Genomic DNA, 16,780 nt, shown 5'->3' on the forward strand with positions numbered 1-16,780 from the left:
GCCGTCCCGCGCGGGAACGGCCGCCCGATGGGGCGTGGTGCGCAGGAATGCGGTGGCGCGGTCGCAAGATTCGCCCGTCTTGGCGCATCTGCCGCCGCACCTGGTCGAGAAATTCGCGCTATCGCAAAAGAAGCGACTCCATGCGCGCGAAGATCTCGCCCGCGCGTCGCCGATGCGGCCGCCTTCGTCGATCGGTTAACTCACCACCGCCCGGTCCGTGACGCGGCGCCAATTGGCGCCGTCCGAGAAGGCGAGCACCGCGCCGCCGCTTTCGTTGCCGACATAGACGATCTGACCGGCCTGCGCCGGGCTCGGCAGCGCCGCCACCGTATAGCTCGCCACGCCGACCGGCCCGTTCACGTCGAGCAGGATGCCCGCCGTCGCCGTCTTGCCGACACCCAACTCGCCGGTGGCGTTGATGCGCACCCGTTCGGCGCGCGTGGCGCCGGTGCCGGTCTCGAAGGTGATCCGCTGGGGCAGCGCGCCCGACGCCACAATGCCGTCGACGCCGAAGGTGATCGCCGCCGTGGAGCGCTGCGCCGCGCCGTCATAGCCCGATCCCAGCAGCGAGAAGGTCCAATCGCCGGACGCCACCGCGGCGGGCGCCGCGAGCGTGCCGCGGGCGCGCCGGCCGCCGAACACCATGCGTTTGTTCGCCGTACTCGCCACGAATCCGCTGAGACCGATGCCGTTGCTTTCCTTGACGATGACGAGATCGTCGGCGGAGTACCACGACGCATCGGGCACCGAGCCGTCGACATGCAGTTCCAGCAGCGAGCCCGGATTCGTCGTGTTGATGCCGATCCGTCCGGTGTCGGCGCGCACCGTGAGCGCGTCCTGCCAGGCCGAGCCGTCCGGCGAAACCTTGACGTGCAGATGATCGTCGCCGGCGAGGCCGAGCTCGGCGCGGCCGGAATAATTCGTCTGGTAGAGCAGCGAGGCGGTATCGCCGGACGCGTGCTTGTTGAGCTTGGCCTGCACGCCGCCGCCGACATTGTCGAACAGGATGGCGGAGGATTTGGCGGCGAGCTTGTTGGTCGCGTCGGCCGTGGTGTTGACACCCAGCAGGGGCACGTTCTGGAGATTGAGGATGCTCGCATAGTCCACCCAGGCCGCGCCGGTGAAGACGACGAGCCTGGCTTCGTCGACGACCAAGGCGGCGAGCCCGGTGAAGGGCACCACGAAGCGCCAGCCGCCGTCGACCGCGTAGGCGATCTGGCCGTCCTGTCCGGTCCAGTCGCCGGCCCCCGTGGCGTGCACGAGATAAGTGTCGCCGTCGGCCGGCGAGGCCGGCGGCGCGGTCAGGTCGCGGTCGAGGAAGCGCGCGAAGACAAGGGCGTCGAGCTGCAGGAGCGCTTCGTTGTGGGTGACGTGCGGCTGCACCGGGGTCGGCGGCAGCGTGGGCAGGCCGAGACGCGGCGTGGTGTCAGACATGGAGGAGCTCCGTTTTCACCCGTCCGCGCCCGACCACGGAGGAGAGTTGATAGACGTTGACGACCAGCGGACTGGGCAGGCCGGCGGGAAAATCGGCCGCCTGCGCGGCGGCGGTGTAGGTCTGCGAGGATTGCGGCAGCGACGCGAATGTTCGCACCGCCGCGCCGCCGCCGCCGAGGATTTCCAGGTCGTAGAGCTCGCTGGTCTCGCTCATCGGCGTCGCGACCAAGTTCCAGCCCGCGGCGGCGGGCGAGCGGTCGCGCCGCAGCCAGGATATCGATAGGTCGCCGCCCGCCAGCCGCCGCGCCCGGACGTGAAAGGGACTGAACGGCACGAGGCCGGCGGCGGAGAATTGCAGCGACGCGCCCTGCCAGGATGGATCGGAAATCGGCGCTCGCGGCGGGCCCCACAAATAATTGTACGGCAGACGGGCCTCGCTCTGGCCGAGGGAAAGCTGTTGCAGCGCGCCGTCCAGCGCGACGACGCGCGCGCCCGCGGCGAGCGGCGCGCGCATGGCGCCTTCCGTTCCGGCCTGGCCGCGCAACAGGCGCGTCAAGGTCCATTGGTCCGGCGCCGTCAGTTCCGCGGTCGCGAACTGGAGCACTTCCCAATCGCCGTCGGCGTTTTGCGCCGCCACGGCGTTGGCGCCGGCGAGCACGGACTGGTCGTCGCGCGATGCGAAGGCGCCGGCATAGAGCTTGACCCGGAGCGCGTTGACACGGTCCCAGCGCCAGACGGGACCCGCGTGGAAATCGGCCGTCGTGACGCCGACGGCCGCGGAGCGGGTCAGCGTGGTGTCGAGCGCAAAGCCGGCGTCGGTGGCGCTGCGGAGCACCTGCACGCTGCCGGGCCAGGGCGACGCATGGACCGCGACGTGCGGCGCCCACGGCACCTCGCTGCCGGTGAGCAGCGGCAGATCGAGGAAGACCGCGAGGGCCCGGCCAGGCTGCGTCAGGCGCTGCGTCGCCAGCGGGCCGCGCGACGGGCCGGCGAGCGGTTCGTAGATCGAAGGATCGGTCGCCACGGCCTCCAGCGCGCGCGATGTCGCGTCGTCGATCTGGGTCAGGCGCAGGCGATGGGCCCGGCCGCTCGACGTGAACACGATCTCGTCGGTCGGATCGAGCGCGAGACGCGAGGGCGGCAGCGCCAGCGTCGCGGTCTCGCGCATCACCCAGGCGTCCTGCAACAGCCGCTCGCCGATGCCGATGGCCTGGCCCTGGTCCATCACGAGCGGAATCTGCGAGGTCGCGACGCGGTCGGAGCGGGTGACGAGGCGGCGTGCCTCGACGCTGGCCTGGCGATAGTCCGCGTCAGCGTCGATATAGGCGATGCGCGAGACGTTCGGCAGGTCGGTCTCCTGGGCGCGGACGAGGGAGAAGCCGAGCCCGTCGGCACTGTCGGGAAGCGCCAGATCGTCCTCGGCGACGGCGGGCGCCGAAGGGCGGCCGCGCATCGCGAAGCGGATCGCGCCCTCGCTCTCGGCGGCATCGAAATGAAACGCGGTGGCGAGCGGATCGAGCGCGTCGCGTACGCTCATCGTGTCGGTGACGGCGAAGCCGGTGACGAGGCCGTCGAGGTCCGACGTGTCGGCGCCGGAGAAATTCGCCGCGGCGCAGACATCGGCGACGAGGACGGGCAGCGAGACGGCGCCGAGCCGGCCGTTCAGCCAATGGCCGAGCCGCCAGTTCGCGGCATCGCCCCACACGGTGGAGAGCGCCGGGAAGAACGGATAGGGCCGCGCGTCCCAGCACCACACATATATATTGGACGTGTCCACCATGCGGCCGGCGTAGTGCGACGAGGCCGGGTTGTTCGCGGGCGCGGCCCAGAACGCGAAATGCGCTTCGAGGAACCGGCGCTGGATCAGATCGTCGCGCGCGCCGGTCGAGAAATAAGGCAGCGCGCTTTCCGAGGACTTTGGATCGTAGAACACGTTGGGCTGGTTGGCGCCCTTGTCGATGGCGGGACAGCCGAGCTCGGTGAACCAGATCGGCTTGCCCTGCGGCGTCCAGGCGGTGGGCGCGGCGGATTCGCTGCCCGTGGGGCGGTCGTAATGGGCGCTGCTCCACCAGTTCCATAAATCCTTCGCGCGCCACACGAACGGCTTGCCGAGCCCATCGGTGATCGGCGTGCGGATCTGCGCCGCGCGATCGGCGTCGCTGGCGTAGTACCAGTCGTAATCCTCGCCGCCCCGGATGTTCGCGGTGAGATAGTCGGTGTCGTAGATCGAGGTCGTGCCGTTCGGGTCGTAGTCGAGCTGCGCGGTGCCGTCGCGCCAATCGGCCAGCGGCAGGTAATTGTCGATGCCGACGAAATCGATGTTCGGGTCCGACCACAAAGGATCGAGATTGAACAGCAAAGCGCCGCCGCCCGTCTGGTGATTGTTGTATTCGCTCCAATCGCGGCGTAGCCGAGCTTGGCCGCCGGCAGGATCGCGCGCATGTCGGCGGCCAGCGTCTTGAGCGCCGCGACGGCGGGATAGTGCGTGGCGCTGTCGCGCACGCGGGTCAACCCGCGCAGTTCGCTGCCGATCAGGAAAGCGTCGACGCCGCCGGCCGCGGCGGCGAGCTTCGCGTAGTGCAGGATCATGCGGCGAAAGCCCCAATCGGCGCCGCCGCTCCAGGTGACGGTGGTGCCGCTCACCGCGAAGTTCGCTGCGGTCGCGCTGCCGAAGAAGGCGTTCACCTGCGTCGCGGCGGCGGCGGTCTGGTCGGGCGAACCGGCGACGCCCGGCGCCGGCGAACAGGTGATGCGGCCGCGCCAGGGAAAGGCGGGCTGGCCGGTCGCGCCGCTATAGGGGTCGGTCAGCGCGTTGCCCGGCGCGATATCCATGAACAGGAAGGGGCAGAGCATGACGCGAAGCCCGCGCGCTTTCAGGTTTTGGATGGCGCTGACGATCGAGGCGTCGGATGGCGTGCCGCCATAGGCGGGAACGCCGCCGAGCTGGCTCACCACATGGGCCGAGCCGCGCGCGATGCCGTTCACGCTCCAGGTCTCGGGATAGGTCGTCTTCGCCGCGGTCTCGACGCCGGGCTTGATCGTGCAGGTGCCGGCGCGCAGATCGCTCGCGAACCAGCCGGTGACCAGCGATACCGCGCCGAGATTTGGCGCCAGCGCCGCCAATTCGTCGAGCGAGGCGTCGATGTCGGCGGTGCCGGCGGAATTGTGCGCGTTCTGCGGCACGGTGCCGCCTTCGCCGTCGTCTTCGGAGACGATCGTTCCGTCGTAGTCGAACTCGCCGGCGCCGGGGATCAGCGCCACGCCGGTCAGACCGCTTTCGAGCGCGCCCGGATCGGCGAGCGTGCGAAAGACCTCGAAGGAAAGCTGCGGGATGCGGTTGCCGAAATCGGCGAGCTGCAGATCCTCGAACACGACATAGGCGAGATCGCGGAAGGCCGGCGCGTTATCGGCGCCTTCGATGTCGGCGATCAGCGGATCGGGCGCCTGCGCCGCGCCGCCGGAATGAAAGCGCGTCGTGACCTTCGACAGGTCGAGCAGATTGCCGTCGGCCCACACCCGGCCGATCCGCGTCACCGAAGCGCAGAGCCCGACCGCGAAGGAGATCGAATAGGTGTAGTCGGTCTCGCTGACCGAGGGCGCGCCGATGCCCTTGCCGCCGCCGCTGGACGTGGTGGTCGCGGTCTCCTTGTAGCGGCTGGCCCAGATGACCTGGCCCGCCAGCCGCATGCGGCCATAGAGGCGGGGGATCGGCGCGCCTTCGGTCGAGGCCTGGAGCGAGGTGTCGGTCAGGCGCGGACCATAGGTGTGGCGGCCGGGCGCGATGGCCGCGTCGATCTCGCTTCCGGCCAGCGTGCCCAGCGCGCCGCCGAGCTGCGCGCCGGTCACGCCGAGAAAGGAGAGGCCGCCGAACAGCGACCCGCCCAGCGCCGAGCCGGCGATGCCGAGGACAAGAGAAGCCATGTGTTTGCATCCTCCCTCTTCCCTTTGGGCAGAGGGCTTCTTTCGAACTACAGCCGGAAGGCGTAAGCGAGCTTGGCGCGCCAGAACGGCGAGAACGGTTCTTCGCTCACGCGGCGGTTCTGGCGGGCGTGGATCAGGGTCGGCGCGCCATCGCGTTGCGCGATGATCCCGCAATGCTTCGCCGGACCGCTGCGCGCCATGCGGAACACCGCGACATCGCCCGGCGCCAGGGCGGCGCGGTCGATCTCTCTTAGGTGGCGGGCCAGCGCCATATATAATGTCTCGCGGCCGGTGGCTTCCGCCCAGTCGGGCGAATAGGGCGGCGGATCCTCGGGCTCTTCGCCGTGCAGCTCGCGCCACACGCCGCGCAACAGGCCGAGGCAATCGCAGCCGGCGCCCTTCGCGCTCGCCTGATGCACATAGGGCGTGCCGATCCAGGAACGGGCGACGGAGACGACGTCAGTTGCCATAGCGGCTGCCTCCGTCGAGCGGCTGCGACTGGGTCGGCGGCGCCAGCGCGGCGTCGTTGCCGGGCATGTAGGGAAAGCCGCGGAAGTTCACGCCATTGGCGAATTTCGCCTTGCAGGTCGAGAACTGCTTGTCGCAGCCGGCGCTCAGCGTGAAGCCGTCGCCGGGCGCGATCGCCTCGCTCATCGCCTGCCAGAGCTCGATCGAGCCGGCGGCGTGGCGCTTGATCTCCATCGCGCGGCCTGAATTGGCGCCGGTGGTGAAGGCGAGCCTGCCGCCGCTGAACCAGCCGGCGGCATAGACGCCGAGGCCTGCCGTGGTGAAGCGGCGGTTGTCGAGGACGGCGAGCACGGTGGCCGAGGCGGTGAAGGCCGCGCCCGTAATGTCCTTGCCGCAGCGCGCGTCTCCGAGATCGGCGTCGCAGGAATAGCCATAGACGCGGCCGACCGGCTGGTTCAGCCGGTGCGCCAGGCCGCGCACCTCGCAGGAGAAGGCGGTCTTGCCGCGCTTGACCTCGCCCAGGCTGCCCTTGCGCATCAGCACGCGCTGGTCCGGCGCGGCCCAGTTGACGCGCCAGATCTCGATATCGGCGTCGTCATAGAGGCCGGCGGCGAGATCGGATTCGTTCAACGTCGCCGAGCTGAGCGCGCCGGTGACGGTCAGATTGTCGACCGCGAGGCCCAGCGTCGACTGCACCTCGCTGGCGGTGAAGCCGGCGACCGCTTCATAGGCGAGCGTGTCGATGGTCACGGGGACATCGTGATCGGTGAAGCCCTGCACCGCGCCGTCGCGGCGCATGATCTTCCAGCACCAGCACAGAGTCGTCGTGCCCGAAGAAAGATGGGATTGCAGAGAGGGAGAGAGGGATTTCATATCCTGATCTCCACCAGCGGGATGCTCGGGATTTCGCCGGCGGCGAAGCTGGAGAGGTTGATCGACAATTGATCGGTGTCGAAACGCACCGGCACGTCGAATTCGAAACCGGTGGTGATGGAGCCGGTCGGCGCCGACGTGAAGGTGACGAGGCCGGTCGTGCTGTCGACGGAAAAGCCGCTTGTACGTTCGACGCCGGCGACCGCGACGCGGACGGTGCCGGCGACGGGCTTGGCGATCACGCGCGTCCAGCTCGCGGGACCCGAGGGATAGGTCTTGGCAAGCTGGAAGACGGTCCGATGCCCGTCGCCGGTCCCGAGCGCCTGGTCGAGCGGGGAGGCGATCTCGCCCGGCGTGCAGGATTTGAAATCGCTCCAGTCCTTGAAGCGGAACCCGGTGAGCCGGCCCTGGCGCGCCTCGAAGAAGGCGATGGCCGCGTGCAGATCATTCAGCGAACGCACGCCGTAGCCGGCGTCGTAGCGGCGGCGCGAATTGGCCCACACCGCGTTGCGCTCCTCGAAGCCGGAGCCGAGCGTGACGATCTCCGTCTTGCGCTCGGGCCCGCCCGTCGAGTGGAAGGCAAGCGCGGTGGGGAAGCGAATTTCGTGGAAGGCCATCAGAGATTCCTCTGCCCGCGCGCCAAGGCGCGGCTCAGCATCGCGGCGACCTGGGATTGCGATTTCAGGAAGCTCGCGGCGTCCGGGGTCTGCACGTTGAGCGTGATGGCGCGGGGCGCGAGCGCCGCGTTGGGCGCGATGGCGCCGGATGCGCCCGGCACGAAAAGCTCCGGCCCCTGCTCGCCGACGAGATAGGGCGTGCCGGCATCGACCGGCCCGCCCGCCGCGCGGGCGCCGCCGATGGGCAAGAGCGAGCCGGCGATCGAGGTCAGCGCGTTCTCGATCGGCTTGACGATGAACTGGGTCGTGGCGATGCGGTCGAAGCCGGCCAGGATCGAGGTGACGAGGCCGTCCATCGAGGTTTTGCCGGAGATCACGGCGCGCGCGATCGTGTTCTCCACCGAGGTGAAGCTGCGCGTCACCGCGGTTTCGATGGCGCTCGTCGCGCTCTGCACCGGGCCGCCGACGAAGGCGGACAGCGCCTGCCCCGCCGCGGCGAGGGATTGGTCGATGGGCGATTGAGGGTCAGCCATAAGGTCGATCTTTCGGTTCGCGGCGAAGGTGGCTCACGCGGAGCCGCGGAGTACGCGGAGAAGCGCGTCACCTCCGCGTACTCCGCGGCTCCGCGTGAAACATCTCAATTGCGCTTCGCGCAACGACGGCGATTTCAATCCGGATGCAACAACATCAAACGTTCGAGCTCCTTGCGCGCGAGCGGCGGCGTGCCGCGCGGTGGCGCTGTCAGCGCACGCCATTCGGGGAGCGACAGGCGCCAGAAGGTGTTGGGCGTCAGGCGAAGACGGCCAAGGCCCAGGCTCAGCCAGTCGCTCCAGCGAAAGGGCGGGTGGTGTCTCCGCCATTGCTTCCCGGTTCGAGGCCGGCGGCGTCGAACGCGGCTGCGACCGCGATAACGAGCGTACCGAGATCGCAGGGCAGGCGCAGGACGTCGGCCGGCTCGAACTCGTGCCCGCCGCCGCGCAGGAGCGCCGCCGCGACGACGGCGAGATCGGCGGCCCGCACCGTCTTCAGCCGCGCCGCGACGTCGGACAGGTTGGCGAGGCCGAGGCCGTCCTCGATCTCGGCCAGCGCGCCGAGCGTGAGCAGAAGGCGATAGCTACAGCCGCCGGCGGTGAGGCCGGCTTCGCCACGGATGCGGTTGGGCACGATGCTTTCCTTTCCTCCCCCGCGTTTGCGGGGGAGGTGCTGAGTGAGCGAAGCGGAGGGCGCGGCGCGGCCCCCTCCACCGCTTCGCGGTCCCCCTCCCCCGCAAACGCGGGGGAGGAAAGTTATATGGATGCAAACGCCAGCGCGCCGGCGCTCGCCAGCGAGAGCGAAATCTTCAGCTCGCCGTCATACGGCCCGTCATATTGCAGCGAGGCGATCTTGAACGGGCCGGTGACGGTGCCGAAGCTGGGGATCGCGAGCTGGAAATTGCCGGTCGCCTGGGCGAAGAACGCGGCGCGCAGCGCGGCGTCGGAGGCGGCGTCCTTGAACACGCCGGAGCCGCTGACCGACGCGGTCTTGACGCCGCCGCCGGCGAGCAGCTCGCGCCACTGATCGGCGGAATCGGCGTTGGTGATGTCGACCGTCGTGGCGTTGAAGGTGAGCTGGGTGGCGCGCAGACCGGCCACGGTGGTGAAGACTTCCGGCGACGCGCCGTCGCCGATCTTGATGAGCAGGTCTTTGCCTTTTTGGGCGGACATGGTGGTCTCCTGTGTTTCCTCCCCCCGCGTTTGCGGGGGAGGTGCCGAGCGGAGCGAGGCGGAGGGGGCCAGCCCAGCCGGTCCCCCTCCACCGCTTCGCGGTCCCCCTCCCCCGCAAACGCGGGGGAGGAAATTCATTCCGGCTCGGTCACCGCGCGGAAGCGAAGCTGCGCATGCACCGTCTCGCCGTCGCTTTCGCGGCTGCTTTCGCTTTCGAGCCAGCGCAGGTCGATCAGCGTCTGGCCGGACAGCGCGAGCTCGGCGCCGTTCAGCGCGGCGATCACCGCCTGCGCCGCCAGCCGCGTCTCGCGGCGGCCGGCGGCGCGCGACCAGACATGGATGGTGAGCGCATGGGCGCTGCCCGGCTCGGTGGCGGTCGACCAGTCACTCTCCTTGTCGTCGCCGATGACGATGTAGGGATAGGCGGCGCCGCGCGGCACCGCGTCGAAGATGCGCTCGCCCACCGCGTCGGTGACGCCGCTGTCGGAGGACAGCGTGGCGAAGATCGCCTGTTGCAGGGCCCAGCTCGCGGCGCTCATGACGGATCTCCCGGAAGTTCTTCGACGGCAAGCGCGATCGCGGCGGCGCGGGGGCCTTCGTCGACCACGGCGTGGACGCGGAAGAGGCGTGGCCCCACCTGGACGCGCTGGCCGGCGGCAAGGTCGTCGCGGCGGCGCAGAGTGATGCGATGGCGCACGCGCGATTGCAGATGGTCGGCGCCGACCGTGTCGCTGGCGCCGAGCGGCTCGAGCGCGATCCATACGGAGGCGAAGGCCTCCCAGGCCTGCGTGAAGCCGCCGCCGCCATCGGGCGTGAGCGTGCAGGCGAGCAGCGTGGCCCGCTGGGTGAGCGTGGAGAGCATGGGAATTCCTTAAAGCTTCAGCACCCGGAACGGCGCGAGCAGCGCCAGCGCCGCGAGCGGGAGTTCGGCCGGCGCCTCGCCGCGGTTCTCGTAGAGAAAGGCGACGAGTTCGAGGATCGCTTCCTTCAGAAGGCCCGGCACGTCCGACGCGGCGGCGCCATAGCCGGCGGTGAAGGCGATGGCGAGCGCGTTGACGTTGCGCAGATTGGTCGGCGGCGGCGCGCCGGTCTTCAGCGCCAGCCGCGCCGGGGCGGACGCCGCGTCGACCGTGTAGAGCGACGGGCTCAGCACCGCGGCGGAATCGTCGCGGGCGTAGCTCGTCACCGAGACCACGCTCTGCAGCGGCGGCAGCGGGATCTCGATCGTGCCGGAGGCCGGCCAGCAATCCAGATGCAGCGTCCAGGCCTGGGCGATCAGCGCGCGGCCGGTGTGCCATTCGGCGCGGGCCCGCGCGGCGGTGATCATCGCGGTGATCAGCGCGTCGTCGTCGGCCGTGTCGACCTTCAGATGCGCTTTCGCCTCGGCCAGCGTGACGGGCTCGAGCGCGGGGGGCGTGGTGAGCGTGAGGGGCATGCGTTGTGACCTTGAAATTTCACGCGGAGACGCGGAGGCGCGGAGAAAAACCACACATCACTCGTCATGGCCGGCCGGCCATCCATATGCACCACCGCCAGACGGGTGTTCATGGGTCGCCGGGACAAGCCCGGCGATGACGGCTTTGTAGAGCTTCGCTCCGCGTTCTCCGCGGCTCCGCGTGCAGCTTAAGACGCGCTGAACTTCATCAGCTTGATCGCTTCGAAGTTCTGCACGCCGCCGCCGACGCGCTTGGTCGTGTAGAACAGCACATAGGGCTTGGCGCTGTAGGGATCGCGCAGGGTGCGGATGCCGATCCGGTCGACCACCAGATAGCCGCGCGCGAAATCGCCGAACGCGATCGAATAGCTCGCCGAGGCGATGTCCGGCATGTCCTCCGCTTCGGCGACCGGATAGCCCATCAGCGTCGGCGGCTGGCCGGCGGCGACGCCGGGCTGCCAGATGTAGTTGCCGGTCGTGTCCTTGAACTTGCGGATCGCGCTCTCGGTCTTGCGGTTCATCACCCAGGTGCCGTTGGCGCGATAGGCCTGCTTGGGCGCATAGACGAGACCGACCAGCGCGTCGATCGGGTTGGACGCGGCGAAGGCGCCGTCGGCCCCCGATGCGATATAGCCGAGCTTGGCCCAGACCCAGCTCGCATCGGCGACGATGGTCTCCGACAGGAAGCCCTTGGGCTGGGTCGTGCCGTTGCCGGAGATGAAGGCGGCGCCTTCCTGCTGCGCGAAGACGAGCTGCACCTCCGAAGCCAGCCACTGCTCGATATCCACGGCGGAATCGTCGAGCAGATGCGGCGTCGCGGCCGGCATGGCGTAGAGCTCCATGGTCGGGAAATCGATCACCGCCAGGGTCGGCGTGTCGGTCTGCGGCCGCGCCGCGGTCTCCGCGACCCAGCCCGTGGCGGGGCCGTTGGTGGCGATCGGCTTGCGATAGGTCGTGCCGCCGATCTGGCGGACGGTCGCGATGGCGCGGATCGGCGAGGCCTTGATCAGGATGGAGTCGATGGTGTTCTCGATCTCCAGCGGCACGGTGTAGCCGCCATCGGGGTTGGAGCCGGCGGAGAACGACGACTTCAGTTCCAGCGCGTCCAGGCCGCCGGCGTCGCCCCGGCGGACATAGCGGTCGAAGGCGGATTTGCGTTCCAGCGCGTCGCGATCGGTCTGCGACTTGCGCTCGGCGCCGAGCGCGGGACGGCCGGCCTCCAGCGTCAGCGCGTCGAGGACGCGCTTCTGCTCGTCGAGCGCCTTGTTGATGCGGTCGACCTTCTCTTCGGTGACGACATCGGCCGAGCGGCGTTCGAGCGCGGCCAGGCGTTCGTCGTTGGCGTCCTTGAATTGCGCGAAGGCCTGCAGGAACTCGTCGAACGCGTCCTTGATCTGCGGCGTCGCGGCTTTGGTTTCGTAGTCCATGTCATTTCTCCTTGGGGGTGAAGGCGTGTTGTGCGCGCAGGACATGCGCGGCGTGCTTGAGCAGTTCGGCTTCGCGGGCCTTGCGGCCGATGGCGGTGACTTCGCTGCCGGGCAGCAGCGGGAAGGTGACGACCGAGATCTCCCAAAGGTCGATCTCGTTCAGGACGCGCTGGCCGGTGGCGCGGTCGCGCTTGGCGCGGATGGCGCGGAAGCCGATGGAGAGCCCGTTGAGCGCGCCCTGCGCGATCAGCGAGCCGACATCGCGGGCGCGCTCGACCTCCAGGTTGAGGCGGCCGCGGACATAGAGGCCCTTGCCGTCCTCGGCGATGGCCTCCCACACGCCGAGCGGCTCGTCGGCGTGATGCTGATAGAGCATGCGCACGCGGTCGGGAGCGCGGTGCTTGAGCGAGCGGGCGAAGGCGCCGGGCGCGACGACGTCGCCGGCGCCGTCGGCCACGGAGAACAGCGAGGCATAGCCTTCGAATTCGCCGTGACCGAGCGCTTCGATCAGCGCGGGCGTGTTCTGTCGCGCGAGGCGGGGCCTCACGCGTTGGACGATGGGCATGTGGGGGTTCCTGTGTGAGCCCTACCCTCCCTCAAGGGGAGGGTCGGTCTTTATCCAGCTTGTTCTCGATCCGGCCGAGCGTGGCGCGGATGTCGGAGAGCTGGGCCTCCAAGACCGCGACGCGCTCGATGGCGGCCTGGTCGTGCGACTGGGTGCGTTCCAGATCGGCGATGCGCTCGGCGGCGGAACCCGCCCAGAACAGCGCGCCCGCCGTCTGCAACAAAAAAGCCGCCACAAGGGCGGCCGGAAGTTTCTTCTCCAGCACCGGCTGGAAGGTTTCGGCGAGGGTCATGACGCTGGGCTTTCCCTTTCCCCCGGCGGACAGGTTAAGGCGACGTTTACGTCTTCGAAAACGTGGCGCGCCTTTACGGCCGATCAACGGGTTTGGCGCAGGATCGCGCCATGGTGAAACCGCAGATCGACGAATTCAACGCCTGGGCCGAACGCGACGGCTGGTCGACGCGCGCCGATGGCGCGCTGGACTTCCGCTCGCCCAAGCTGCGCGAGTGCCTGGCGGTGTGGACGCATGCCGCCGCCGGCAACCCGCTGCCGACGCGCGCCGACCTGACGCCGCGGGCAATGAAGACCTTCCTGTCCAATGTCATCATCTGGGACGTGCTCGGCGGCGAAACCGCAAACCGCTACCGCCTGCGCGTGATGGGCGGCCAGCCGCAGCGCATCTGGGGCGGCAAGGCCGGCGACTTCATCGACGAAGTGGTGCCCGAGCCGTTCCGCACCCGCTGGCATCGCCTGGCGCAACTGAGCCTGGATCTGCGCGCGCCGCTGCGTTGCCACGGAATCGTGCAATTCGCCAACCGGACCTATTTCCAATCCGAAACCTTCCAGGCCCCACTCGGCGGCGAAGGCGGCGTGCCGGATGCGATCCTGTTCGTGCATATCGTCGAACCCAAAGCCTATCTGCCCACCGCCCAGGCGGCGACGGACGTTCCATTGCGTCAAGCCGGCGGCAGCGGTCCATAGCCCGCCGCCGCGCGTTTCTCGTCCTCGGTCAGGAATGTCGCCGCGTTCAGGCGGTCCCACACGCTTTCGCGTTCGATCGCCAGCGCGTCCACCGCGTCGGGGTCGTAGCCGATGCGCAGATTGTCGCCGAAGCGCGGGCCGAGCCAGCGACTCAGCGCCGAGGCGGTGCGCGCCACCAGGGGCAGGATCGTCTGGCGCCACAGGCTTAAGTTCGCCTCGCGGTAGTTCGCGAAGGTGTTGTCGCCCGGAATGCCGAGCAGCATCGGCGGCACGCCGAAGGCGAGCGCGATCTCGCGCGCGGCGGCATCGCGCGACTGCGCGAAGTCGAGATCGGCCGGCGAATAGCTCATGGACTTCCAGTCCAGGCCGCCTTCCAGGACCATCGGGCGCCCGGCATTGCCGGCGCCCTGATAAGCGTCTTCCAGCTCGCGCTTGAGCCGCGCGAACTGATCGTCGGTGAGGCCGCTCGCCCCGTCGGGGCCGCGATAGACCAGCGCGCCGGAGGGCCGCGCCGCGTTGTCGAGCAGCGCCTTGGTCCAGGCCGCGCCGGCATTGTGCACCTCGATGGCGCGGGCCGCGGCCTCGACCGGCGAGAGGCCGTAATAGTCGTCGAGCGGATGGAACAGCGTGGTGTGCAGCACGGGGAGGAAACCGTCGGCGCCGCGCGCGATGCGCGTGGCGCGGCCGTCGACCGTGTAGTCATAGGCGCTCGGCCAGCCGCGCGCGCCGGGCACGACGGCGACGCGGTCGGGCCGCAATGTGTAGAGCGCCTTCACGTCGCCGCCGGCGGCGACCGCCTCGATATAGGCGTTGCCGGCGCATTGCAGGAAGGAATACCAGCGCGCGAAGAAGGTGGCGCCGTCCTCCTCGGGATTGGGATTGGTGAGGAGCGCGAGCAGCGGATGGGCGTCGAGCTCGGCCGCGCCGTCATAGAGCAGGAACGGCACCGAGGCGGCGCCTTCGGCGATCAGGCGGACGCAGCGATAGACGATGGCGTTGGCGAGCACGCCCTCGCGGGCGAGCGAAGCGTAGTTGCGCGGCGCCCAGCGCGCGGTGCCCGAGAGCGAGAGCGCGATAAGCGGCGCGGCTTTGCGTTCCGGCGCGCGGCGATTGAGGAATTCGAACATTGGGTCACTTCCCAGACAATAAACGGTGTCATGGCCCGCGAATGCGGGCCACCCAGGTGAGAGCGGCACGTGCTTCTCAAGGAAGCTCATCTTGAATTTCGAGAACGAGGCTACGTCAGCTGGGTGGCCCGCATTCGCGGGCCATGACAGCGGGCGTGGGGCGAAGACTAGATATTCCGTACCTTCGGATTGGCGCGCGGTTCCATCGGGAACAGGTGCGACAGCGCCCAGACCAGCGCGTCCATGCGGTCGGGGCTTTCGCCGGTGCCGTCATATTGGCACATCTGGTCCTCCAGCTCGGCGAAGGCGCCGACGTGATGCACCCGGCCCTGCTCGTACAGCGCGGCAACCGGCATCGCGCGGATTTTCTTGCCGCGCGTCGCATGCACCAGCCGGATCGGCAAGTCGGGAAATTGTTCGGTGAGCACCGCGCGCACCATGTCGCCGCCCTGGTTCGCTTCGGCGATCACCAGATCGGCGTCGAATTGCGTGAAGGCGTCGCTCGCGCGCCGCGCCCATTCGCCGGGCGTCAGGCCATCGGACGAGACATCGGCCAGCACATAGCCGTCGCCCTCGTTTTCCACCCGGCCCGCCACGACGATGCCGCAGGCGTCGCCGCCGGCGCTGGCCGGCGGATCGACCGCGACGACGACAAGGCCGAGCGCCGGCGCCGTCTTCACCCGCGCCAGATCGATCCAGACGCGGCGCCACAGCGCGACATCGTTGTCCTCGATGATCTCGGCGTCGAGCTCCTGGCGGCCGAGCCGCGAGCCGGCATAGCGCCGGCGCATCGTTTCGAGAAAGCCGGGCGCGAGATTGGCCGCGTTGTCGGCGGTGACGCCCCTGGTGACCGTCACGTCGGGCGAGGCCAGGAGATTCTTCAGCGCCGCGATGGCGCGCGGCGTGGTGGTGATCGCCATGCGCGGATCCTTGCCGATGCGAAGGCTCATCAAGGCCATGTCGAGCGCCTCCTGCGGATCGGACCATTTGGCGAATTCGTCGGCCCAGATGGCGTCGAACTGGTGGCCGCGGATGCCGTCGGGCTCGTCGGCGCTGAGCACGGTGGCGATCGCGCCGTTCGGCCATTTGATGCGGCGGAGCGAGGGTTCGAAATCCGCGCCCGCGCTGACCGCCTTCAAGCCGGAGCCGCCCTCGATCATGACCGCCCGCGCGTCGTTGTATGTGGCGCCGATGAGGCCGATGCGTTGCATGGCGCCGCAATCGACGCCTTCCGCGATCCATTCGGCGCCGCTACGCGTTTTTCCGGTGCCGCGTCCGCCGAGGAACAGCCAGATTCGCCAGTCGCCTTGCGGCGGGATTTGTTCGGGCCGCGCCCGGACGAGCCAGTCGTCCCGGAGGAATGCGAGTTGATCGTCATCGAGACTCTCCAGTGCCGTCCTTAGTTCGTCCGGCGTGAACCGCCGCCAGAACGTCGCGTTGTAGGCGGGCGCGGGTTTCGGTTCGGGTTCCGGTCTTCTTGGTGGCACGCAATGAGGCACGCTCCGTCTCCATCCGGGTCAGGCGTTCGAGTTCGCCGCGAAGGCGCACGAGCACGCGGGCGCGCTTTTCGCGCGTTTCCAGCTGCTTGCCGGATTCGGTTTCGTCCTTCTTCAGGTCGGGCTCCTGGATGCTGGCCTGTTCGGCGCGGATCATCTGCCTGTTCAGTTCGTCGAAGAGTCGTTTGACCATGTCGTCCATCCATCCTGGCGGAATGTCTTCGGCGGTGACGCCGATCCAATGCTTGGCGTTCGTGCGCGGCAGCGCACGGCGCTCCGTTTCCGGGTCCGTTTCCATCTTGGCTACACTTGTGGGGATATGGGGGATTTGGTGCGTAGACCGACTCGGTTCAAGGGGCCTGCGAAAAAATTTCCAGAGCGCTTCGAAACCGGACTTATCCAACAGAGCGATTCGCGCGGAGGCGCGGAGACCGCGGAGAAAAATGTTTTGCCGCGTGGATAGTGTTTTTGGATGCGATGCGGCGAACGATATTTTGTTTCGCGAAAATAAATTTCGAGGCACATGTAATCGTCCGAACAGCGCCTTCGCGTCAGACATTCATCCACGGCTGTCATCCGCCGCGAATGCGGCGGACCCAGGTGAAACAGCACAGCATTGTCAGTCAGCAGCGCGGTCCAATGCGCTCCGTCGGGGCGGATGTCAGCTGGGTCCGCCGCATTCGCGGCGGATGACACCGAGAGGGTGGATAGCCGCGCCTCGCAACGGCTCCGC

General features: G+C 68.8%; 18 protein-coding genes and 1 pseudogene. 1 reads left to right on the plus strand and 18 read right to left on the minus strand.

From position 1 onward, the window contains the following. Positions 1-195: 195 nt before the first annotated feature. The 15 genes and pseudogenes from WDM86_07685 to WDM86_07755 all read right to left on the minus strand — a co-directional run bounded on the left by WDM86_07685 (position 196) and on the right by WDM86_07755 (position 12,735). A complete protein-coding gene (locus WDM86_07685) occupies positions 196-1,434 on the minus strand; it encodes a DUF2793 domain-containing protein (GenBank protein ID MEI9989905.1) in 1,239 nt (412 codons plus the stop codon). Continuing rightward, positions 1,427-3,793, minus strand: coding sequence for a glycoside hydrolase/phage tail family protein (locus WDM86_07690; protein ID MEI9989906.1), 2,367 nt, complete (start codon positions 3,791-3,793; stop codon positions 1,427-1,429). The genes WDM86_07685 and WDM86_07690 overlap by 8 nt, the downstream gene beginning before the upstream one ends. A 53-nt stretch (positions 3,794-3,846) precedes the next feature. Further along, positions 3,847-5,355 (minus strand): annotated as a pseudogene (locus WDM86_07695) (glycoside hydrolase TIM-barrel-like domain-containing protein). Positions 5,356-5,402: 47 nt separating this feature from the next. Further along, complete coding sequence (locus WDM86_07700; GenBank protein MEI9989907.1) at positions 5,403-5,825, minus strand: hypothetical protein; 423 nt, start codon at positions 5,823-5,825, stop codon at positions 5,403-5,405. Further along, positions 5,815-6,696: a DUF2163 domain-containing protein gene (locus tag WDM86_07705; GenBank protein ID MEI9989908.1), complete on the minus strand. Its 882-nt coding sequence runs from the start codon at positions 6,694-6,696 to the stop codon at positions 5,815-5,817. Before WDM86_07705 ends, WDM86_07700 begins: the two co-directional genes overlap by 11 nt. Then, positions 6,693-7,313 (minus strand): DUF2460 domain-containing protein, encoded by a 621-nt coding sequence (locus tag WDM86_07710; protein MEI9989909.1) that lies wholly within the window; start codon positions 7,311-7,313, stop codon positions 6,693-6,695. The genes WDM86_07705 and WDM86_07710 overlap by 4 nt, the downstream gene beginning before the upstream one ends. Beyond that, positions 7,313-7,846: a phage tail tape measure C-terminal domain-containing protein gene (locus WDM86_07715; GenBank protein ID MEI9989910.1), complete on the minus strand. Its 534-nt coding sequence runs from the start codon at positions 7,844-7,846 to the stop codon at positions 7,313-7,315. Before WDM86_07715 ends, WDM86_07710 begins: the two co-directional genes overlap by 1 nt. Before the next feature lie 283 nt (positions 7,847-8,129). Then, positions 8,130-8,477 (minus strand): GTA-gp10 family protein, encoded by a 348-nt coding sequence (locus WDM86_07720; protein MEI9989911.1) that lies wholly within the window; start codon positions 8,475-8,477, stop codon positions 8,130-8,132. Between the two features lie 122 nt (positions 8,478-8,599). After that, a complete protein-coding gene (locus tag WDM86_07725) occupies positions 8,600-9,016 on the minus strand; it encodes a phage major tail protein, TP901-1 family (GenBank protein MEI9989912.1) in 417 nt (138 codons plus the stop codon). A gap of 134 nt (positions 9,017-9,150) precedes the next feature. Next, positions 9,151-9,555 carry a DUF3168 domain-containing protein gene (locus WDM86_07730; protein MEI9989913.1) on the minus strand — a complete coding sequence of 135 codons (405 nt, stop codon included), beginning with the start codon at positions 9,553-9,555 and terminating at the stop codon, positions 9,151-9,153. Then, positions 9,552-9,878 (minus strand): phage head closure protein, encoded by a 327-nt coding sequence (locus tag WDM86_07735; GenBank protein MEI9989914.1) that lies wholly within the window; start codon positions 9,876-9,878, stop codon positions 9,552-9,554. The genes WDM86_07730 and WDM86_07735 overlap by 4 nt, the downstream gene beginning before the upstream one ends. A gap of 9 nt (positions 9,879-9,887) precedes the next feature. Beyond that, complete coding sequence (locus WDM86_07740) at positions 9,888-10,451, minus strand: head-tail connector protein (GenBank protein MEI9989915.1); 564 nt, start codon at positions 10,449-10,451, stop codon at positions 9,888-9,890. Positions 10,452-10,639: 188 nt separating this feature from the next. After that, positions 10,640-11,878 (minus strand): phage major capsid protein, encoded by a 1,239-nt coding sequence (locus tag WDM86_07745; protein MEI9989916.1) that lies wholly within the window; start codon positions 11,876-11,878, stop codon positions 10,640-10,642. Between the two features lies 1 nt (position 11,879). Further along, positions 11,880-12,443, minus strand: a complete 564-nt coding sequence (locus WDM86_07750; protein MEI9989917.1) for an HK97 family phage prohead protease — start codon at positions 12,441-12,443, stop codon at positions 11,880-11,882. Positions 12,444-12,474: 31 nt separating this feature from the next. Beyond that, positions 12,475-12,735 (minus strand): hypothetical protein, encoded by a 261-nt coding sequence (locus tag WDM86_07755; protein ID MEI9989918.1) that lies wholly within the window; start codon positions 12,733-12,735, stop codon positions 12,475-12,477. 110 nt (positions 12,736-12,845) lie between these two features. Here WDM86_07755 and WDM86_07760 point away from each other — a divergent pair, with 110 nt between their 5' ends. Further along, complete coding sequence (locus tag WDM86_07760) at positions 12,846-13,424, plus strand: hypothetical protein (protein ID MEI9989919.1); 579 nt, start codon at positions 12,846-12,848, stop codon at positions 13,422-13,424. Here WDM86_07760 and WDM86_07765 read toward each other — a convergent pair. The 3 genes from WDM86_07765 to WDM86_07775 form a co-directional block, all read right to left on the minus strand. After that, positions 13,400-14,551 carry a phage portal protein gene (locus WDM86_07765; protein MEI9989920.1) on the minus strand — a complete coding sequence of 384 codons (1,152 nt, stop codon included), beginning with the start codon at positions 14,549-14,551 and terminating at the stop codon, positions 13,400-13,402. The two genes, WDM86_07760 and WDM86_07765, sit on opposite strands and share 25 nt — an antisense overlap. A gap of 167 nt (positions 14,552-14,718) precedes the next feature. Further along, the gene (locus tag WDM86_07770) at positions 14,719-16,038 is read right to left on the minus strand and encodes a terminase family protein (GenBank protein ID MEI9989921.1); all 1,320 of its coding nucleotides are present in this window, start codon (positions 16,036-16,038) and stop codon (positions 14,719-14,721) included. Next, the gene (locus tag WDM86_07775) at positions 15,926-16,606 is read right to left on the minus strand and encodes a hypothetical protein (GenBank protein MEI9989922.1); all 681 of its coding nucleotides are present in this window, start codon (positions 16,604-16,606) and stop codon (positions 15,926-15,928) included. The genes WDM86_07770 and WDM86_07775 overlap by 113 nt, the downstream gene beginning before the upstream one ends. Between the last annotated feature and the right edge of the window lie 174 nt (positions 16,607-16,780).

The sequence above is a fragment of the Rhizomicrobium sp. genome (assembly GCA_037200045.1).
Taxonomy (GTDB): domain Bacteria; phylum Pseudomonadota; class Alphaproteobacteria; order Micropepsales; family Micropepsaceae; genus Rhizomicrobium.